Origin of the sequence: Pantoea stewartii, from assembly GCF_011044475.1 — a bacterium.
Taxonomy (GTDB): Bacteria; Pseudomonadota; Gammaproteobacteria; order Enterobacterales; family Enterobacteriaceae; genus Pantoea; species Pantoea stewartii.
Window position 1 is genome coordinate 1,413,664 of record NZ_CP049115.1, and the last position, 15,096, is coordinate 1,428,759.

Annotated in this window: 15 protein-coding genes; 3 read left to right on the forward strand and 12 right to left on the reverse strand. The window is 56.0% G+C overall.

Going from position 1 to position 15,096, the window contains the following annotated elements:
• Window positions 1-8: 8 nt before the first annotated feature.
• Window positions 9-833 carry an ABC transporter permease gene (locus G5574_RS06615; protein WP_033740651.1) on the forward strand — a complete coding sequence of 275 codons (825 nt, stop codon included), beginning with the start codon at window positions 9-11 and terminating at the stop codon, window positions 831-833.
• A 317-nt stretch (window positions 834-1,150) separates the two neighbouring features.
• Here G5574_RS06615 and yfcD read toward each other — a convergent pair whose 3' ends face one another.
• Window positions 1,151-1,675, reverse strand: coding sequence for an NUDIX hydrolase YfcD (gene yfcD / locus G5574_RS06620; protein WP_033740653.1), 525 nt, complete (start codon window positions 1,673-1,675; stop codon window positions 1,151-1,153).
• Between the two features lie 110 nt (window positions 1,676-1,785).
• Window positions 1,786-2,427, reverse strand: coding sequence for a glutathione transferase (gene yfcF, locus G5574_RS06625; protein WP_033740655.1), 642 nt, complete (start codon window positions 2,425-2,427; stop codon window positions 1,786-1,788).
• Window positions 2,428-2,610: 183 nt separating this feature from the next.
• Here yfcF and G5574_RS06630 point away from each other — a divergent pair, with 183 nt between their 5' ends.
• Window positions 2,611-3,510 (forward strand): TIGR01777 family oxidoreductase, encoded by a 900-nt coding sequence (locus G5574_RS06630; protein WP_033740657.1) that lies wholly within the window; start codon window positions 2,611-2,613, stop codon window positions 3,508-3,510.
• 29 nt (window positions 3,511-3,539) lie between these two features.
• Here G5574_RS06630 and G5574_RS06635 read toward each other — a convergent pair whose 3' ends face one another.
• From G5574_RS06635 to dalD, 3 genes are read right to left on the reverse strand one after another with little or no spacing between them, the layout of a single operon-like run.
• Window positions 3,540-4,820 (reverse strand): MFS transporter, encoded by a 1,281-nt coding sequence (locus tag G5574_RS06635; protein ID WP_033740658.1) that lies wholly within the window; start codon window positions 4,818-4,820, stop codon window positions 3,540-3,542.
• Window positions 4,821-4,854: 34 nt separating this feature from the next.
• A complete protein-coding gene (gene xylB / locus G5574_RS06640; protein ID WP_164482323.1) occupies window positions 4,855-6,318 on the reverse strand; it encodes a xylulokinase in 1,464 nt (487 codons plus the stop codon).
• Between the two features lie 9 nt (window positions 6,319-6,327).
• Complete coding sequence (gene dalD, locus G5574_RS06645) at window positions 6,328-7,719, reverse strand: D-arabinitol 4-dehydrogenase (RefSeq protein ID WP_164482325.1); 1,392 nt, start codon at window positions 7,717-7,719, stop codon at window positions 6,328-6,330.
• A gap of 192 nt (window positions 7,720-7,911) precedes the next feature.
• On the opposite strand from dalD, the gene G5574_RS06650 reads away from it, so the two are divergent.
• On the forward strand, window positions 7,912-8,886 hold the full coding sequence (locus G5574_RS06650; protein ID WP_006120048.1) for a sugar-binding transcriptional regulator: 975 nt from the start codon (window positions 7,912-7,914) through the stop codon (window positions 8,884-8,886).
• Here G5574_RS06650 and hisP read toward each other — a convergent pair.
• From hisP to cvpA, 7 genes are all read right to left on the reverse strand, one after another.
• Entirely contained in the window at window positions 8,879-9,652 is a 774-nt protein-coding gene (gene hisP / locus G5574_RS06655; protein ID WP_033740666.1) for a histidine ABC transporter ATP-binding protein HisP, read from the reverse strand. The two genes, G5574_RS06650 and hisP, sit on opposite strands and share 8 nt — an antisense overlap.
• A gap of 8 nt (window positions 9,653-9,660) precedes the next feature.
• Window positions 9,661-10,377, reverse strand: coding sequence for an ABC transporter permease (locus G5574_RS06660; protein WP_033740667.1), 717 nt, complete (start codon window positions 10,375-10,377; stop codon window positions 9,661-9,663).
• On the reverse strand, window positions 10,374-11,060 hold the full coding sequence (locus G5574_RS06665; RefSeq protein WP_033740669.1) for a histidine ABC transporter permease HisQ: 687 nt from the start codon (window positions 11,058-11,060) through the stop codon (window positions 10,374-10,376). Before G5574_RS06665 ends, G5574_RS06660 begins: the two co-directional genes overlap by 4 nt.
• Before the next feature lie 167 nt (window positions 11,061-11,227).
• Window positions 11,228-12,010, reverse strand: coding sequence for a lysine/arginine/ornithine ABC transporter substrate-binding protein ArgT (gene argT / locus G5574_RS06670; RefSeq protein WP_006120054.1), 783 nt, complete (start codon window positions 12,008-12,010; stop codon window positions 11,228-11,230).
• Window positions 12,011-12,277: 267 nt separating this feature from the next.
• Window positions 12,278-12,847 carry a UbiX family flavin prenyltransferase gene (locus G5574_RS06675; protein WP_006120055.1) on the reverse strand — a complete coding sequence of 190 codons (570 nt, stop codon included), beginning with the start codon at window positions 12,845-12,847 and terminating at the stop codon, window positions 12,278-12,280.
• 101 nt (window positions 12,848-12,948) lie between these two features.
• Entirely contained in the window at window positions 12,949-14,466 is a 1,518-nt protein-coding gene (gene purF / locus G5574_RS06680) for an amidophosphoribosyltransferase (RefSeq protein WP_033740671.1), read from the reverse strand.
• A gap of 37 nt (window positions 14,467-14,503) precedes the next feature.
• Window positions 14,504-14,989 (reverse strand): colicin V production protein, encoded by a 486-nt coding sequence (cvpA, locus tag G5574_RS06685; protein ID WP_026021019.1) that lies wholly within the window; start codon window positions 14,987-14,989, stop codon window positions 14,504-14,506.
• Between the last annotated feature and the right edge of the window lie 107 nt (window positions 14,990-15,096).

Below are 15,096 nucleotides of genomic sequence, written 5' to 3' on the forward strand. Positions count from 1 at the left end.
AGCAAATGATGAGACAACAAGGTTCCACGCTGCTGCGGGTCTGGCGTTACCTGTTTAATTTTTACGGTGCCGCCGCCCTGCTGTTTTTAATAGTGCCGGTGCTGGTGATCGTGCCGTTGTCGTTTAACGCCAGTTCGTTTTTAAGCTATCCCCTCAGTGGCTTTTCATTGCGCTGGTACGACGCGTTTTTCCATTCTAACGAATGGCTGGGCGCGCTGATGAACAGCCTGCTGGTGGCTCCGCTGGCCACCCTGCTGGCCACCGTGCTGGGCGTACTGGCCGCGATGGGCCTGGTACGGGGCGACTTTCGCGGTAAAGCGCTGGTGATGGCAGTCATCATTTCACCGATGGTGGCACCGGTGGTGATCATCGCGGTGGGCATGTTCTTCTTCTTTGCCAAACTGTCCCTGCTAAACAGCTATCTCGGGCTGGTTCTGGCTCATGCGCTACTGGGCGTCCCGTTTGTGGTGATCACGGTTGTGGCCGTCCTGAAAAGTTACGACACCAACCTGACGCGCGCCGCCGTCAGTCTCGGCGCCTCACCACTGCTGGCGTTTTGTAAAGTCACCCTGCCGCTGATTGCACCGGGCGTGTTTTCCGGGGCGTTATTTGCCTTCGCGACCTCCTTTGATGAAGTGGTCGTCACGCTGTTTCTTGCCAGCCCTACGCAGCGGACGCTACCGATTCAGATGTTTGCCGGTATCCGCGAGAACCTCGATCCCACCATTGCAGCGGCGGCCACCATTATGATTGCGGCCTCTCTGTTGCTCCTGATCGTGATGGAAGTGCTGCGCCGCCGTGGCGAAAAAATGCGTCAGCCGCAGCCGGTCTGACGCTCGTTACTTGCTTTGCGCACGCACCACACCGCCCTTTCTACTGAGAGGGCGATTTTTTATTGATCCCGGGCACAGGCGCGTGATGTCAGCCACGATCCTTACAATGGCTTAACGATCAAATGTCTTAATGCAATACCCGACTGAGACATCGTCAAGACAGACTGGCGCGGTGGCGGAAAAGCGAAAGCCGACGCCCGAGGAAGAATGACGCTGCCCGCCAGGAAAAGGCTGCCGTCAATCCTATTGTGGAGCGCGTTGCCGCAAAAGAAGGAAGGATGCTTTGCGAACGGCAAGGCGTTCGCAAAGCAGAAAACTCAGTTGCTGTTTTCGTTATTGCGGCTCAGCCACAACGACAGCGCTTTGAGTGAATCATCGGTAAACTCGTCGCAACGGGCGGTGATTTCATCCGGCGTCATCCAGAAGATTTCATCAACCTCTTCTTCCTGCATCGCAAACGGGCCGTGAGAGACGCAACTGAACAATCCGCCCCAGACGCGGCAGTGCTCATCTTCGAAATAGAACTTGCCATGCTCCGCAAAGGGCACGTCGGCAATACCCAGCTCTTCTTCCGCTTCACGTCGGGCAGATTCCAGCATATCCTCACCGCTCTGCACCACGCCGCCTGCCGTCGCATCCAGTTTACCCGGCATAAAATCTTTGATTTCAGTACGGCGCTGAACCAGTATTTTCCCCATACCATCGTGAACCACGATATAGGTCGCGCGGTGACGTAAGCATTGTGCACGCATCTGCGCGCGCGTAGCCTGCGCAACGACTTCATTCTCTTCGCTTACGATATCGACCCACTCGATCTCGCCACCAGCAGTTTGATCCACCATCCGTAACCCTTTCCTGTTTAGCGTGTCTTCATGCACGCGCTGTTTGCCACATCTATATCATAGTGTGTCGTAAGGTAATCACTTATGACAACTTGAGCAAGCGCCGATCGCTAGCGATGTTTACCGCTCTCCGTCAACCACAACTGCACTGATGCACGCTGCCACTGAAACTCAGCATAATGCTGTAAACGGGTTGGCAGGGGATCACCGTGAAGCGCCAGTCGATTAAGCATGACAGCCAAATCGGTATCTGCAATCGACCACTCACCAAAAAGGTTTTGCTGCCCTTCCGGTAACAGCCGCTGTACGGCACTTATCAGCTTATCGGCCGCCTGAAGCGCAGCGGGCGAAAGCGGCGCAAAGCGCTCTGCGGCGAACAGCACTTCTGTGGGACGCTCCTGTCTGATCGGCAGCAAATCACTGCGTAGCCAGGCCTGAATCTCCCGGGCGCGCGCGCGTTTCTCGCGATCTTTAGGATAGAGCCGTTCAAATTCTGGCGCGGCAAAGCGCTCTTCAAGGTATTCACAAATGGCTGAGGACTCACTCAGCATAAACTCATCAACCTGTAACGTTGGCACACGGCAGGTCAGTGACAGGCTACGGTAGGTGTCGTCAAGCTGCTGGTTTTGGGATAAATCAATGCGCCTGACGCTAAAAGGGATCCCCTTTTCCGTCAGCGCAACGTAAACCGACATCACATAAGGACTGAAAAACGATGAATCTGACCACAGGGTAATGGAGGGGTAATTCATCTGCTACCTCGATATCGCTGACAGGGGTGCATCATGTTTACCGATTTTTATTTCTGAAAACAACCCGGTGCTGGTCCGATGTTTGCCGCCACCGCACGAAATTACGAAGCGGCTCACGCCAGCCGGGAACGACTCTTCTATGATGAAGTAAGCAAAAAATAAAAAATCAGACGGAGCCGCACTATGCATATCTTAATGACCGGTGGAACCGGGCTTATTGGCCGCCATCTTATTCCGCAGTTACAGGCGCGTGGTCACACGATCAGCGTGGTGACCCGCGATGTCGTAGCCGCACGGGAAACGCTGGGCGAAAATATCGCCTTCTGGTCTGGCCTCGCACAGCAGCATTCGCTGGATGGGGTGGATGCCGTGATCAACCTGGCCGGTGAACCGATTGCCGATAAACGCTGGACCGAGCCGCATAAGCAGCAACTGTGCGAGAGCCGCTGGCAAATCACAGAACGTATTGCCTCACTCATCAATGCCAGCACCACGCCGCCGCGCGTGTTGATTTCGGGGTCGGCGACCGGCTTTTACGGCAACAGTGGTGAAGTGGTCCTGACCGAAGAGGATCCCGGCCAGAATGAATTTACGCATACGCTCTGTGCCCGTTGGGAACAGCTGGCACTGACGGCACAAAGTGACCGGACGCGCGTCTGCCTGCTGCGCACCGGCGTGGTGCTGGCGCGTGAGGGCGGCGCCCTGAGCAAAATGAAACTGCCGTTCAGGCTCGGCGTCGGTGGCCCGCTCGGCAGCGGTAAACAGTATATGCCGTGGATCCACATCGATGACATGGTCAACGGCATCCTGTGGCTTCTGGATCATGACGACTGCCAGGGCCCGTATAACATGGTCGCGCCCTATGCGGTGCGCAACGAGCAGTTTGCCGCCACGCTGGGCGAGGTCATGCACCGCCCGGCTTTCATGCGCACGCCCGCCAGCGCCATTAAGCTGATGATGGGCGAATCCTCAGTGCTGGTGCTCGGTGGACAACATGTGCTGCCTAAACGGCTGGAGGCCGCAGGGTTTCGCTTCCGCTGGTATGACCTGCATGATGCCTTAAAGGACGTGGTTAAGGGGTAATGCCGGGGGAGCCTGTGGCTCCCCTTCTTCTATTGCGATGTTACTGCGGACCCTGACTTGCGCGCTGTACGTTGCGCGCCATGATGAGGCTGCGGCACACGGATAATAAACGTCAGCACCCCGGCAAACAGATACAAGCCGGTATAAGCCCACACCACCCCGACGATATCAAAAAAAGGCAACAGCATAGAGGCAATGGCCGGCGCGACAAAATTGCTCATCCCCGCTGACAGGTTATAAACCGAGACCGCCGCGCCCTGATGATGCGGCTCCAGCGTGGGAAAGACGGCCGTCATCGGCACAAACGCCGCGACGAAAATCCCCAACATGACGGCCGGAATAAGGGCGACCATGAAGTTATGACCGGCATAAACGGGCAGATAGTAGAATGCCAGACTGGAGAGCGCCATGCCCAGACAGCCAAACCAGCGCACCTGACGGATCCAGCCAATCCGCTCGCCCATGATGCCCCAGAAAATATTGGTAAAGATGGTGACAAAGAAAAACACCGCCCAGATTTGTAACCACTCCGACAAGGTGAAACCCAGCCGATCCACAAACAGCAGCGGCATGATGATGGCAAAACCAAACAGCGACAGCGTATTAATAATGCGGATCAGGCAGGCGTAAAACACATGCTGATTAGTAAACAGGATGGTCACCGCCCGGGACATTTCCGTCATTTTCTCGCGCATCGGTAAGTTCACGCGTGAGCGGTCGACCGGCACATGGCGCAGGCTAAAAAACGCCAGTACGCCACCGCAGGCCACCCAGGCAATCGCCAGCCATAATGTCCCGGTTTCACCAAGAGAGGGAATAATCAGGCTGGGCAGATAGCTTCCTACCACACCAATCCCTACCGAATACATTGCCCAGAACCAGCCCGTCGCCGCCGCGAGGCGTTCACGCGGTAACACCTGGACCAGCAGCATCATAAAAGAATAGATAAACAGCGGATAAGCCAGGCCGCGAATGCCGTAGAACAGCAGCATAAGGGGATAATTACGCAGTCCCAGCCCCAGGCTCATGAACAGGGCATGCATGACAATCCACAAGACAAAACCGATTAACATGGCGCGCTGAGGCGTAATCAGTTCCGCCACCACGCCGGAGGCCCAGGCGGCCAGCGCGACCGCTAAACCGTAACAGGTAAACACCAGCGCCGACTGGCCCGGCGTGAAGCCCATATCGGTGATATGGCGTGACAGAAATGCCATTTCGAAACCGTCTCCTGCCATAAAAATCGCAATGGCGACGAATCCCCAGATCAGCTGTTTGGGCAAGCCAAACCAGTACGCAGTTGCATGCATAACGATGGTCCTTCTCTGTTCGGTTACAGGTTAATCAGGCCAGTGAACGGGTCTGAACTTGTTGGTGATATAGCGCGCGGAATCGTGCCAGACGTTGTTGCAGCACCGCGCGAAATTCGGGGTCCGGCAGATAGCGCGCCTGCACGGACGGTTTGCGGCACACGGTCGCTTCATCCCCGCCCATCGCCAGCCAGGCCAGTCGCGCCGCGCCCAGCGCGCCGGACGCGCTGGCCGGATGCGTCACCACCGGAGAGTCCAGCACATCGGCAATCAGCTGCGCCCACAGGCTGCTGCGCGCGCCGCCACCGGTCAGGCTGAACTGCGTGATGTCCTGCCGTCCGTCGCCCAGAACGGCCAGACCGTCGGCCAGGCCAAACGCGACACCTTCCAGCACCGCGTATCCCAGGAGAGCGCGCTGAGTTTCGTGGCGCAGGTCATAAAACGCGCCCGTGGCATCAGGGTCGTTATGCGGCGTGCGCTCGCCAGAGAGATAGGGCAGGAAAAGTGGGGCCCGCTGTTTCTGTGTTGGGCTCAGCTCAGCCACCTCCTCAAGCAGTTGATTTTCACTGACCGACAGCAGCTGACATACCCAGCGCAGGCAGCTTGCAGCACTGAGCATGACGCTCATCTGGTGCCAGCGACCAGGCAGCGCATGGCAGAACGCATGCACACCGGACTGCGGATCGGCCCGTAGCCGATCGTTAACCACAAAAATCACGCCGGAGGTCCCAAGGGAAATAAACGCATCACCAGGGTGAATAGCACCGACGCCGACCGCTGACGTGGCGTTATCGCCACCGCCGCCGGCAACGATCACCGCTGTCGACAGGCCCCATTCACGGGCAAGGTCAGGTCGCAACGTGCCGCTGACCGCATTGCCCTCCACGATTTCTGGCAGCTGCTCGCGACGCAGCCCTGTCGCGGCCAGTAGCGCGTCTGACCAGTCGCGCGTCGCCACGTCCAGCCATAATGTCCCGGCGGCATCGGAGGGATCCGTCACCCATCGTCCGGTTAACCGCCAGCGCAGGTAATCTTTCGGCAACAACACTTTGCTGATGCGGCTAAAGCAGGCGGGCTCGTGCTGCGCAACCCAGCGCAGTTTGGGTGCCGTAAAGCCCGGCATGATCATGTTGCCGCTGATTTGCATCATCTCGGGATGGTGCTGATGTAGCCAGTTACATTCCGCCGCGCTGCGCGTGTCGTTCCACAAAATACAGGGCCGCAAAATGTCGCCCTGTTCATCCAGCAGCACCGCACCGTGCATCTGGCCGGACAGGCCTATCGCCGTGACAGCCGACCAGGCCTGAGGCGCCTGCTGACGCAGACGCGCCATCACCTGTTGGCAGGCGTGCCACCAGTCATGCGGATGCTGCTCTGCCCAGTGCGGATGCGGCCGCTGCACCTGCAAGGTGGCATGTTCAGATGCCACAATGTCGCCCTGCGCATTCAGAATCAGCGCTTTCAGCTCGGATGTGCCAATATCGATACCCAGGTACATGTCTTTCCCCTATGCCACAGCCAGTTTCTGTTCCGGCTGGGCCAGCCATGTGGTGAGCCCGGCTACGGTAGCGGTGAGGCGTGCATGAAAATCGTCGGAAGTCGCCAGCGCCCCAAACAGGGAAGGCTGCGTCATATAGGTCCGCAACGGATCGGGCTGGGTGAACCACTGCTGAATCACGTCGGGTTGCAGAACACCATCCTGATAGTCGTAAGGCAGTTCGCCCTGCGCCCAGCGCTGCAAAAACAGATAAAACAGGGCCGGTAACACCACGCTGGCCGCGGGTGGCGTTCCGCGCTGATAGCACGCCAGCAAAGTGGGCGTGACCATCGCCGGGATTTTCGACAGGCCATCCGCCGCCACACGCTGGTTGGTGTCTTTGATCCAGGGGTTACTGAAGCGCGACAGTACGACATCGCGGTATTCAGCCAGATTTAAGGGACTGGGGGACAACGACGGGATGACATCCTGCGAAACATACTCCCGGGCCATCTGATGAATCGCTTTCTGCCGGGTACTTTCGTCGATGTAGCGCAAGCCGATCAGCGTGCCCGCCCAGGCAATCGCGCTATGGGTGGCGTTGAGGATGCGGATCTTGGCTTCTTCCCAGGGCAACACCGACTCCACCAGCTCAACGCCGACCTGCTCCAGCGCCGGACGCCCGGCAATAAAGTCATCCTCAATCACCCACTGGATAAAGGATTCCGCCATCACCGGCACCGCGTCATCTTTACCCGTGGCCGCCAGCACACGTCCGGCAATATCCGCCGTAGGACGCGGTGTGATCCTGTCCACCATGGTATTCGGCGAGGTGGTGTGAGTCCGCACCCAGTCAGCCAGCGCCTCGTTCCCTTGTGCGTTAAGAAACGCCAAAAAGCCCTGGCGGAAACGCTCACCGTTATGGCGCAGATTATCGCAGTTCAGCAAGGTAACGGGGCCGCCGCCGTTCGCGACGCGCGCCGCCAGGATCCGCGCCAGCGCACCATAAAGGGTGCGCGCCTCGCCCTGCAGATCCGCGCGAATATCGGGCTGCTGTAGATCCAGCGCATGTTCCGTCGTCAGGTAGTAACCGGCTTCCGTCACGGTAAAAGAAAGGATCCGGGTGGCAGGATCGGCGCCCTGATGCACCAGGGCGCGAAGCGCCTTATCCCAGGGCAGAATCTTGCGAATCGAGGTAATCGTTTCATAGTCGCGTTCGCCCTGCGGCGTGACCGTTTCCAGCACATACTCGCCGTGCTGCGCAGCCAACTGGGTCAACAGCGGTGACGCATCCTCACGGATGTTCCCCAGCGCAATGTGCCACCGACTGTCCCCTTGCTGCATCAGCCGGTGCAGATACCATGCCTGATGAGCGCGATGAAAAGAGCCTGCCCCAATATGCATCCACACGGATGTTGTCATAGTCACCTCAATAAGCATTTGTCATAACAGAGGGCAATTGCCCGAACACTGTATGTTAATCAGAGGTTACGAGTATTATCTGTGACAGATCTCACGATACAATCAATTGCCCAACATATGAGCTTTTGCCCTGATAGGTTTTTTCCAGCTGTACGCGATAAACTAGCGATTCGCTGAGAAGGGAATGCCGTGATGAACAAAGAAGAGAAAAAGCAGGAACTGGCTGCACGCGCCGCCTGGATGTATTACGTGGCCGGGTTAACACAGCAAGAGATTGCCCGGGCGCTGGGACTCTCCAGGCAGGTTGCCCAGCGCCTGATTTCAGGCGCACGCGAAATGGGTATGGTCAGCGTCAAGATTGACCATCCTGTCACGCACTGCCTGCGCCTGGCACACGCGGTGCAGGAAGCCTTTGGCCTGCAGCACTGTCGTGTCGTCCCTTCTGCCGGGCTGGATGACCACGCTATTCAGCAAATGCTGGCGGTCGAAGGCGCAGAGGTTATGTCGCAGTTTATCAACGATGACCAGCCGCAGGTGTTTGGTATCGGTTCGGGTAAAACTCTGCGGGCGATTATTGATGCCCTGCCCTGGGTGGAGCGGCCCCAGCACCAGTGCGTTTCCATGATTGGTGCTATTGCGCGAGACGACTCCGGCACCCGCTATGACGTGCCGCTCAAGCTGTCTGAAAAAATGCAGGGCAAGTATTTCTTTATTCCTGCGCCGCTGTATGCCGACAGTCCGGAAGATAAACAGATGTGGTGCCAGCATCAGGTCTATCAACGCGTGGTCAGTCGGGCCTTACAGGCCAGTATGACCTTTCTCGGCATCGGCGAAGTCACACCCGGCTGTCCGCTTCATGCTGAAGGGTTTATCACCGACAGCCAGGTTCAGGCACTCAACGCGCGCGGCGTCGTTGGCGAAATGCTTGGCCACTTTTTCAATCAACAGGGTGAACGTGTGATGGGCGAGACCGATGCGCTGCTCACCAGCGTCACGCTGGAAAGCCGGACAACGCGTCCGATCATCGGTTTTGCAGGCGGCGAGCGCAAATTTGCCGCCATTCGGGCGGCATTAACAGGTGGCTGGATCTCGGGTCTGGTCACGGACGAATCTACCGCCACGCGCCTGTTAAGCGATGGCTCAACAGGCGCGGATCGGCTTACTTAAGAGAACCTTTCAGGAACTGCTGAAGGCGCGGGCTTTTGGGATTGCCGAACAACTCTGTCGGCGGCCCCTGCTCTTCAATCTTACCCTGATGCAGGAAAATCACATGGCTGGAAACGTGACGGGCAAACTCCATTTCATGCGTCACCACCACCATGGTTTTGCCCTCTTCGGCCAGCTTCTGCATGATGCGCAGCACTTCCCCGACCAGTTCCGGGTCAAGGGCAGAAGTTGGCTCATCAAACAACAGCACCTCGGGCTCCATCGCCAGCGCGCGGGCAATCGACACACGTTGCTGCTGGCCGCCTGACAGGTGCACCGGATACTTTGACTGCGCCCGCTCATCAATGCCGACTTTATTCAAATAGGTGACAGCGCGTTCGCGCGCCTGGGCTTTGCTCAGGCCCAGCACCTGAATCGGTGCTTCCATGACATTTTCCAGCACCGTCATGTGGCTCCATAAATTAAAGTGCTGAAACACCATCGTCAGGCGGGTGCGCAGCAGGCGCAACTGCTCTTTGTCGGCCACCTTTAGCTGACCGTCGGTATCACGGACCAGCGAAATGGCGGTGTTATTGACCGTAATGGTGCCTTCGCTCGGTTTTTCGAGGAAGTTAATACAGCGCAAAAAGGTACTTTTCCCTGAGCCGGACGATCCAATAATACTGATGACATCGCCCGCATTAGCATGTAAAGACACGCCTTTTAATACTTCATGTTCACCGTAACGTTTATGCAGTTCGGTGACGCTTAATTTGTTATCAGCCATAGTCTTACTCAATGCGATGAAGAAGGTTTCACATGGGCCAGCCAGCGACGCTCCGCCAGGCGGAACAGGCTAATCAGTGTGTAGGAAATAATCAGGTACAGGACGGCCGCAATGCCAAACGCGGTAAAGGGCTGATACGTTGCCGCGTTGATGTCCCGGGCGATTTTGAGCAAATCAGGCACGGTTGCCGTAAAGGCCAGCGCGGTCGAGTGCAGCATCAATATCACCTCATTGCTGTAAACCGGCAAGGCGGTGCGCAGCGCAGAAGGCAAAATAATACAGCGATACAGTTTAAACGTTGAGAAACCATACGCGCGCGCGGCTTCAATTTCCCCGTGAGGCACAGCACGAATCGCACCGGCGAAAATCTCCGTCGTATAGGCGCAGGTATTCAGGGTAAACGCCAGTAAGGTACAGTTCAGCCCGCTGCGGAAAAACGCATTCAGCAACTCGGTGCCTTTCACGATCTCCAGCGTATACATGCCGGAATAGAATACCAGCAGTTGAACATACAGCGGCGTACCGCGAAAAACATAGGTAAAGAGCCAGACCGGCAGGCTGATAAAGCGATTCGGCGACACGCGTGCAATCGCCAGCAGTACCGCCATACAGCCGCCCAGCACCACCGAAACAATCAGCAGCCATAGCGTAATCGCCACGCCGGTGAAGCGGTAACCGTCAGTCCAGAGCAGTGATTTCCAGTACTCGTGGATAATCTCAATCATAGCTCTGCCCTCTTCACGCCAACCGTGTAGCGGCGATTGAGCCACCATAGCACGCCGTTAGACAGCGTGGTAAACACCAGATAGATCACACCCGCGACGATGGCGAAATAAAACGGCTGCCAGGTGCTCTTGCCCGCCAGCTGCGTGGCTTTAACCACATCTTCCAGCCCCAGCAGCGAGACCAGCGCGGTCGCTTTCAGGATCACCTGCCAGTTATTACCAATCCCGGGCAGCGCATAACGCATCATCGCCGGAAAGAGGATGCGACGGAAAACCTGGGAACCGGTAAAACCAAACGCGGTCGCGGCTTCGATTTGCCCTTTGGGCACGGCCATGAAGGCCCCGCGAAACGTCTCGGTAAAATAGGCCCCGTAGATGAAGCCCAGGGTGATAATGCCCGCGACCATAGGATCGATATCGAACTGCGCCAGACCCAGCGCATCGGTGATGTGGTTCAGCACTATCTGCAGACCGTAGAAGATCAGAAGCATCAGGACGAGATCGGGCACGCCACGAATCAGCGTCGTGTAGCCCTCAAAAATAAGCGACAGCAGGCGATGACGTGACAGCTTCGCGCCTGCGCCAATCAGCCCGAGAATCACCGCCAGCAGCACGGAACTCAGTGCCAGCTCCAGCGTGACCAACGTGCCTTTTAAAATGACATCAGAATAGCCATACAACATGGAAAAGATCCTGTCGTGGGGTGGAAACGGCGCTGAACCCGCCACGTGGGCGGGCAGCGTTGCTTCTGGTAAGGCATCAACCACAACGCAGAGGTTGCCGGGGCCAGTGCGGCCAGGGCAACCAGGCGTTATCCGGTCAGGCGATTACCAGAGGCAAAGTCGACAGGTTAGTCACCGTACACGTTGAAATTAAAGTATTTCTTCGCAATTTTGTCGTACGTACCGTCTTTGCGCATGGATTCAAACGCTTTATCAATGGCCGCTTTCAGCTCGGTGTCATCTTTACGTAATCCTATACCGGTACCGACGCCAAAAATCTTGTCATCTTTCACGGCCGGACCGGCAAAAGCGTAGTCTTTACCGACAGGCTGCTTCAGGAAGCCTTCAGCCGCCTGCACTTCATCCTGGAATGCGGCATCAATGCGGCCCGCAGTCAGATCCTGGTACACCAGATCCTGGTTCGCATAAGGCGTGACGGTCACACCTTTTGGACGCCAGTACTGGTTAGCATAGGTTTCCTGCGTGGTGCCTTGCAGCACACCGACGTTTTTGCCTTTCAGCGATTCAACCGTCGGCAGAATTTTCGAACCTTTAGGCGCGACTAAACGGGCATTGGCCGCATAGAGTTTGTCAGAGAAAGCAATCTCTTCCTGACGTTTCGCGGTGATAGAGAGTGAGGAGATGATAGCGTCGATTTTTTTAGCTTTCAGCGACGGAATCAGCGCGTCAAAGTCGCTTTCCACATAGGTACATTTGGTCTGAATACGTTTACAGATTTCGTTAGCCAGATCGATATCAAAACCGACTAACTGTCCTTGCGCGTTTTTTGACTCAAACGGCGGGTATGTTGGGTCAGTGCCGACACGAATCGAGGCCGGTACGGCTGCAAATACGCTGGCCACACTGGACAGGCCCAACATTAAAGAAAGAGCCAGAACACGCTTCTTCATAGATTACCCTCAGCAAATTATTGTTATGTGATGCATGATGTGTGTTTGCAACGAACACTGCCAGTAACCTGTGCACGTTTCGTGCCAGTTATGCAGGTCTGCCGCGCACCCAGCCCGCCGTTTTTGCCACATAAAGGCTGGGTTTGTGAAAGGAATATATCAGTGAAGTCACAGAGAAAAAGCGATGTTGTGAACTTTTAGTTCACCAAATGCAGGAACAGTGATCGCTCCCGCGCTTTTGCACTAAATAAGTGCACAAGCTGAACCTTATGCACCTTGCCAGCGCACAAACAAATCCTGAGGCAGTTCAATGTCGAACTGATCGATAACCCGGTTAATTGTTTGATCGACCAGTTCGTCAATGGTTGTCGGACGATGATAAAACGCCGGTACCGGCGGCATGATAATCGCCCCTAATTCAGCGGCAGTCGTCATCATCCGCAGGTGGCCAATATGCAGCGGCGTTTCACGTACGCAGAGTACCAGCTTGCGCTGCTCTTTAAGCACCACGTCCGCCGCGCGCGTCAGCAGGGAATCGCTGTAGCTGTGCACAATGCCCGACAGGGTTTTCATTGAACACGGTAAAATCACCATGCCCAGGGTTTTAAACGACCCGGAGGAAATGCTGGCGGCAATGTCGCGCACATCATGAACCACATCGGCCAGCGCCTGAACATCGCGCAGACTGTAGTCACTTTCCAGGCTCAGCGTCTGACGCGCCGCGTGACTGATGACCAGATGGGTTTCCACGTCGCTGACCTGCTGCAAGACCTGCAGTAACCGCACGCCGTAAATCACACCGCTTGCGCCGGAAATACCAATAATGAGTCGTTTCATCGTTCAACCTTGCAGTGGCAAAGTGCACCATAATAGCGCAGCGCGACAAAAAACACAGAGGGCGGGATAAGTCCCGCCCTCTTTTTTTGCATCAGGCCTGATTAGCCTTCGTTATGCAGTTCAAGATTTTCGACTTCGTTCTGCCGCGCAATGGCTTTCGCGTCGTCGTTACGCAGGGATTCCAGATATTCAAGGTAGCCCTGATCCACATCTTTAGTAACGTAAACCCCGTTAAAAACGGAGCACTCGAACTGAACGATATCGGGATTCTCTTCGCGTACGGCTTCGATGAGGTCATTGAGATCCTGGAAAATCAGCGCATCTGCTTTGATAATCTGACGAATCTCTTCGACTTCGCGGCCATGGGCAATCAGCTCAGTGGCGCTCGGCATATCAATGCCGTAGACGTTAGGGAAGCGCACTTCCGGAGCCGCAGAGGCGAGATAAACCTTTTTAGCCCCTGCTTCGCGTGCCATTTCAATAATCTGCTCAGACGTGGTGCCACGCACGATAGAGTCATCGATCAGCAAGACGTTTTTATCGCGGAATTCGGCGCGGTTAGCATTGAGTTTGCGGCGCACGGCGCTGCGGCGCAGCTGCTGACCCGGCATGATAAAGGTACGACCGACATAGCGGTTTTTCACAAATCCCTGGCGGTAAGGCTTATCAAGGATGCGGGCGATTTCCAGTGCCGTATCCATGGAGGTTTCCGGAATCGGAATCACCACATCGATATCCAGATCTTCCCATTCACGGGCAATTTTCTGGCCCAGCTTGGTGCCCATGCGGACGCGCGCGCTGTAGACCGAAATTTTGTCCAGGAAGGAGTCCGGTCGGGCAAAATAGACGTATTCGAACAGGCACGGATTGTTTTTGGGGTTCTCGGCACACTGGCGGGTCGAAAGCTGGCCCTGCTCCGTGATGTACACCGCTTCACCCGGCGCGACGTCACGGATGAATTCAAAACCCAGTGTATCCAGCGCGACGCTCTCTGAGGCCACCATATACTCGGTACGGCCATCCGCAATGACGCGTTTGCCCAGCACCAGCGGACGAATCCCGTTAGGATCGCGGAAGGCGACCATGCCGTGGCCGATAATCATCGAGACCACCGCATACGCGCCGCGAACCTGCTGATGCACGGCGGCGATAGCGGCAAAAATGTTGTCGGCTTCCAGCGGATAGTGCTGAAAACGATCCAGTTCCTGCGCGAAGATATTCAGCAGGATCTCTGAGTCTGACGTGGTGTTCACATGACGGCGGCCTTTTTCGAACAGCTGCTTACGCAGTTCATGTGCGTTGGTCAGGTTACCGTTGTGTGCAAGAGAAATCCCGTACGGCGAGTTGACGTAGAACGGTTGCGCTTCAGAAGCGCTGGAGCTGCCCGCTGTAGGATAGCGTGCATGACCAATCCCCATGTTGCCTTGTAAACGCTGCATATGACGGGCTTCGAAAACATCGCTGACCAGGCCGTTGGCCTTACGCAGGCGAAAGCAGTTGAGCGCATCAATCGTACAAATGCCTGCGGCATCCTGCCCACGATGCTGGAGCACCGTTAACGCGTCATAGATCGACTGGTTTACCGGCATGAAACCGGTGATACCGACAATACCGCACATGTTGTCATTTCCTCATTAAGCCGTACGCCCGATGGTCTCACCGGGGCAAAAAACTCGACGTGCTTTTCAGGTAGTCAAAAAACCACCTGATTATAGAACTGAACTCGGGAATAAGTTGAGACTGCTGCCAGTCCGGGCTTTTTGAAAAACCCGTGAATGTATCCAGGAAGAACAGCAAAGCGGCTACAATAAGCACACCACGCAAGGCCCCGAAACAAACGCCTAATACCCGATCGGTTCCCGACAGGCCGGTTTTTTCTACCAGCGAGCCGATAACGTAGTTCACTATCGCCCCCACAATCAGGGTCGCAATGAACAGCACCGCAATGGCGATTCCGTTCCGAACCAGTTCGTCGTCAAAACCTGTAAACCAGACAGCAAGGTAGGCATAGTAATGACTGGCGACAAAAAACGCGCATCCCCAGGTAACAAGAGATAAGGCTTCGCGGACAAACCCTCGAACCAGGCTGACCAAAGCCGAAAAACCAACTACCGCAATAATGACGTAATCAATCCAGATCATGAACTCTTCCAGCGCCAGTGCCATTGCACCCCTGCATCCAGTTCGGGGCGCATTCTAACAGAAAAAGAAAACGTTTGCGTAGGGGTTTTCAGGTTCTGCATCCATAA

Coding starts and splice junctions, on each gene's coding strand:
- G5574_RS06615 (WP_033740651.1), top strand. CDS start 9: ATGAGACAACAAGGTTCCACGCTGCTGCGGGTCTGGCGTTACCTGTTT.
- yfcD (WP_033740653.1), bottom strand. CDS start 1,675: ATGGTGGATCAAACTGCTGGTGGCGAGATCGAGTGGGTCGATATCGTA.
- yfcF (WP_033740655.1), bottom strand. CDS start 2,427: ATGAATTACCCCTCCATTACCCTGTGGTCAGATTCATCGTTTTTCAGT.
- G5574_RS06630 (WP_033740657.1), top strand. CDS start 2,611: ATGCATATCTTAATGACCGGTGGAACCGGGCTTATTGGCCGCCATCTT.
- G5574_RS06635 (WP_033740658.1), bottom strand. CDS start 4,820: ATGCATGCAACTGCGTACTGGTTTGGCTTGCCCAAACAGCTGATCTGG.
- xylB (WP_164482323.1), bottom strand. CDS start 6,318: ATGTACCTGGGTATCGATATTGGCACATCCGAGCTGAAAGCGCTGATT.
- dalD (WP_164482325.1), bottom strand. CDS start 7,719: ATGACAACATCCGTGTGGATGCATATTGGGGCAGGCTCTTTTCATCGC.
- G5574_RS06650 (WP_006120048.1), top strand. CDS start 7,912: ATGAACAAAGAAGAGAAAAAGCAGGAACTGGCTGCACGCGCCGCCTGG.
- hisP (WP_033740666.1), bottom strand. CDS start 9,652: ATGGCTGATAACAAATTAAGCGTCACCGAACTGCATAAACGTTACGGT.
- G5574_RS06660 (WP_033740667.1), bottom strand. CDS start 10,377: ATGATTGAGATTATCCACGAGTACTGGAAATCACTGCTCTGGACTGAC.
- G5574_RS06665 (WP_033740669.1), bottom strand. CDS start 11,060: ATGTTGTATGGCTATTCTGATGTCATTTTAAAAGGCACGTTGGTCACG.
- argT (WP_006120054.1), bottom strand. CDS start 12,010: ATGAAGAAGCGTGTTCTGGCTCTTTCTTTAATGTTGGGCCTGTCCAGT.
- G5574_RS06675 (WP_006120055.1), bottom strand. CDS start 12,847: ATGAAACGACTCATTATTGGTATTTCCGGCGCAAGCGGTGTGATTTAC.
- purF (WP_033740671.1), bottom strand. CDS start 14,466: ATGTGCGGTATTGTCGGTATCACCGGTTTCATGCCGGTAAACCAGTCG.
- cvpA (WP_026021019.1), bottom strand. CDS start 14,989: ATGATCTGGATTGATTACGTCATTATTGCGGTAGTTGGTTTTTCGGCT.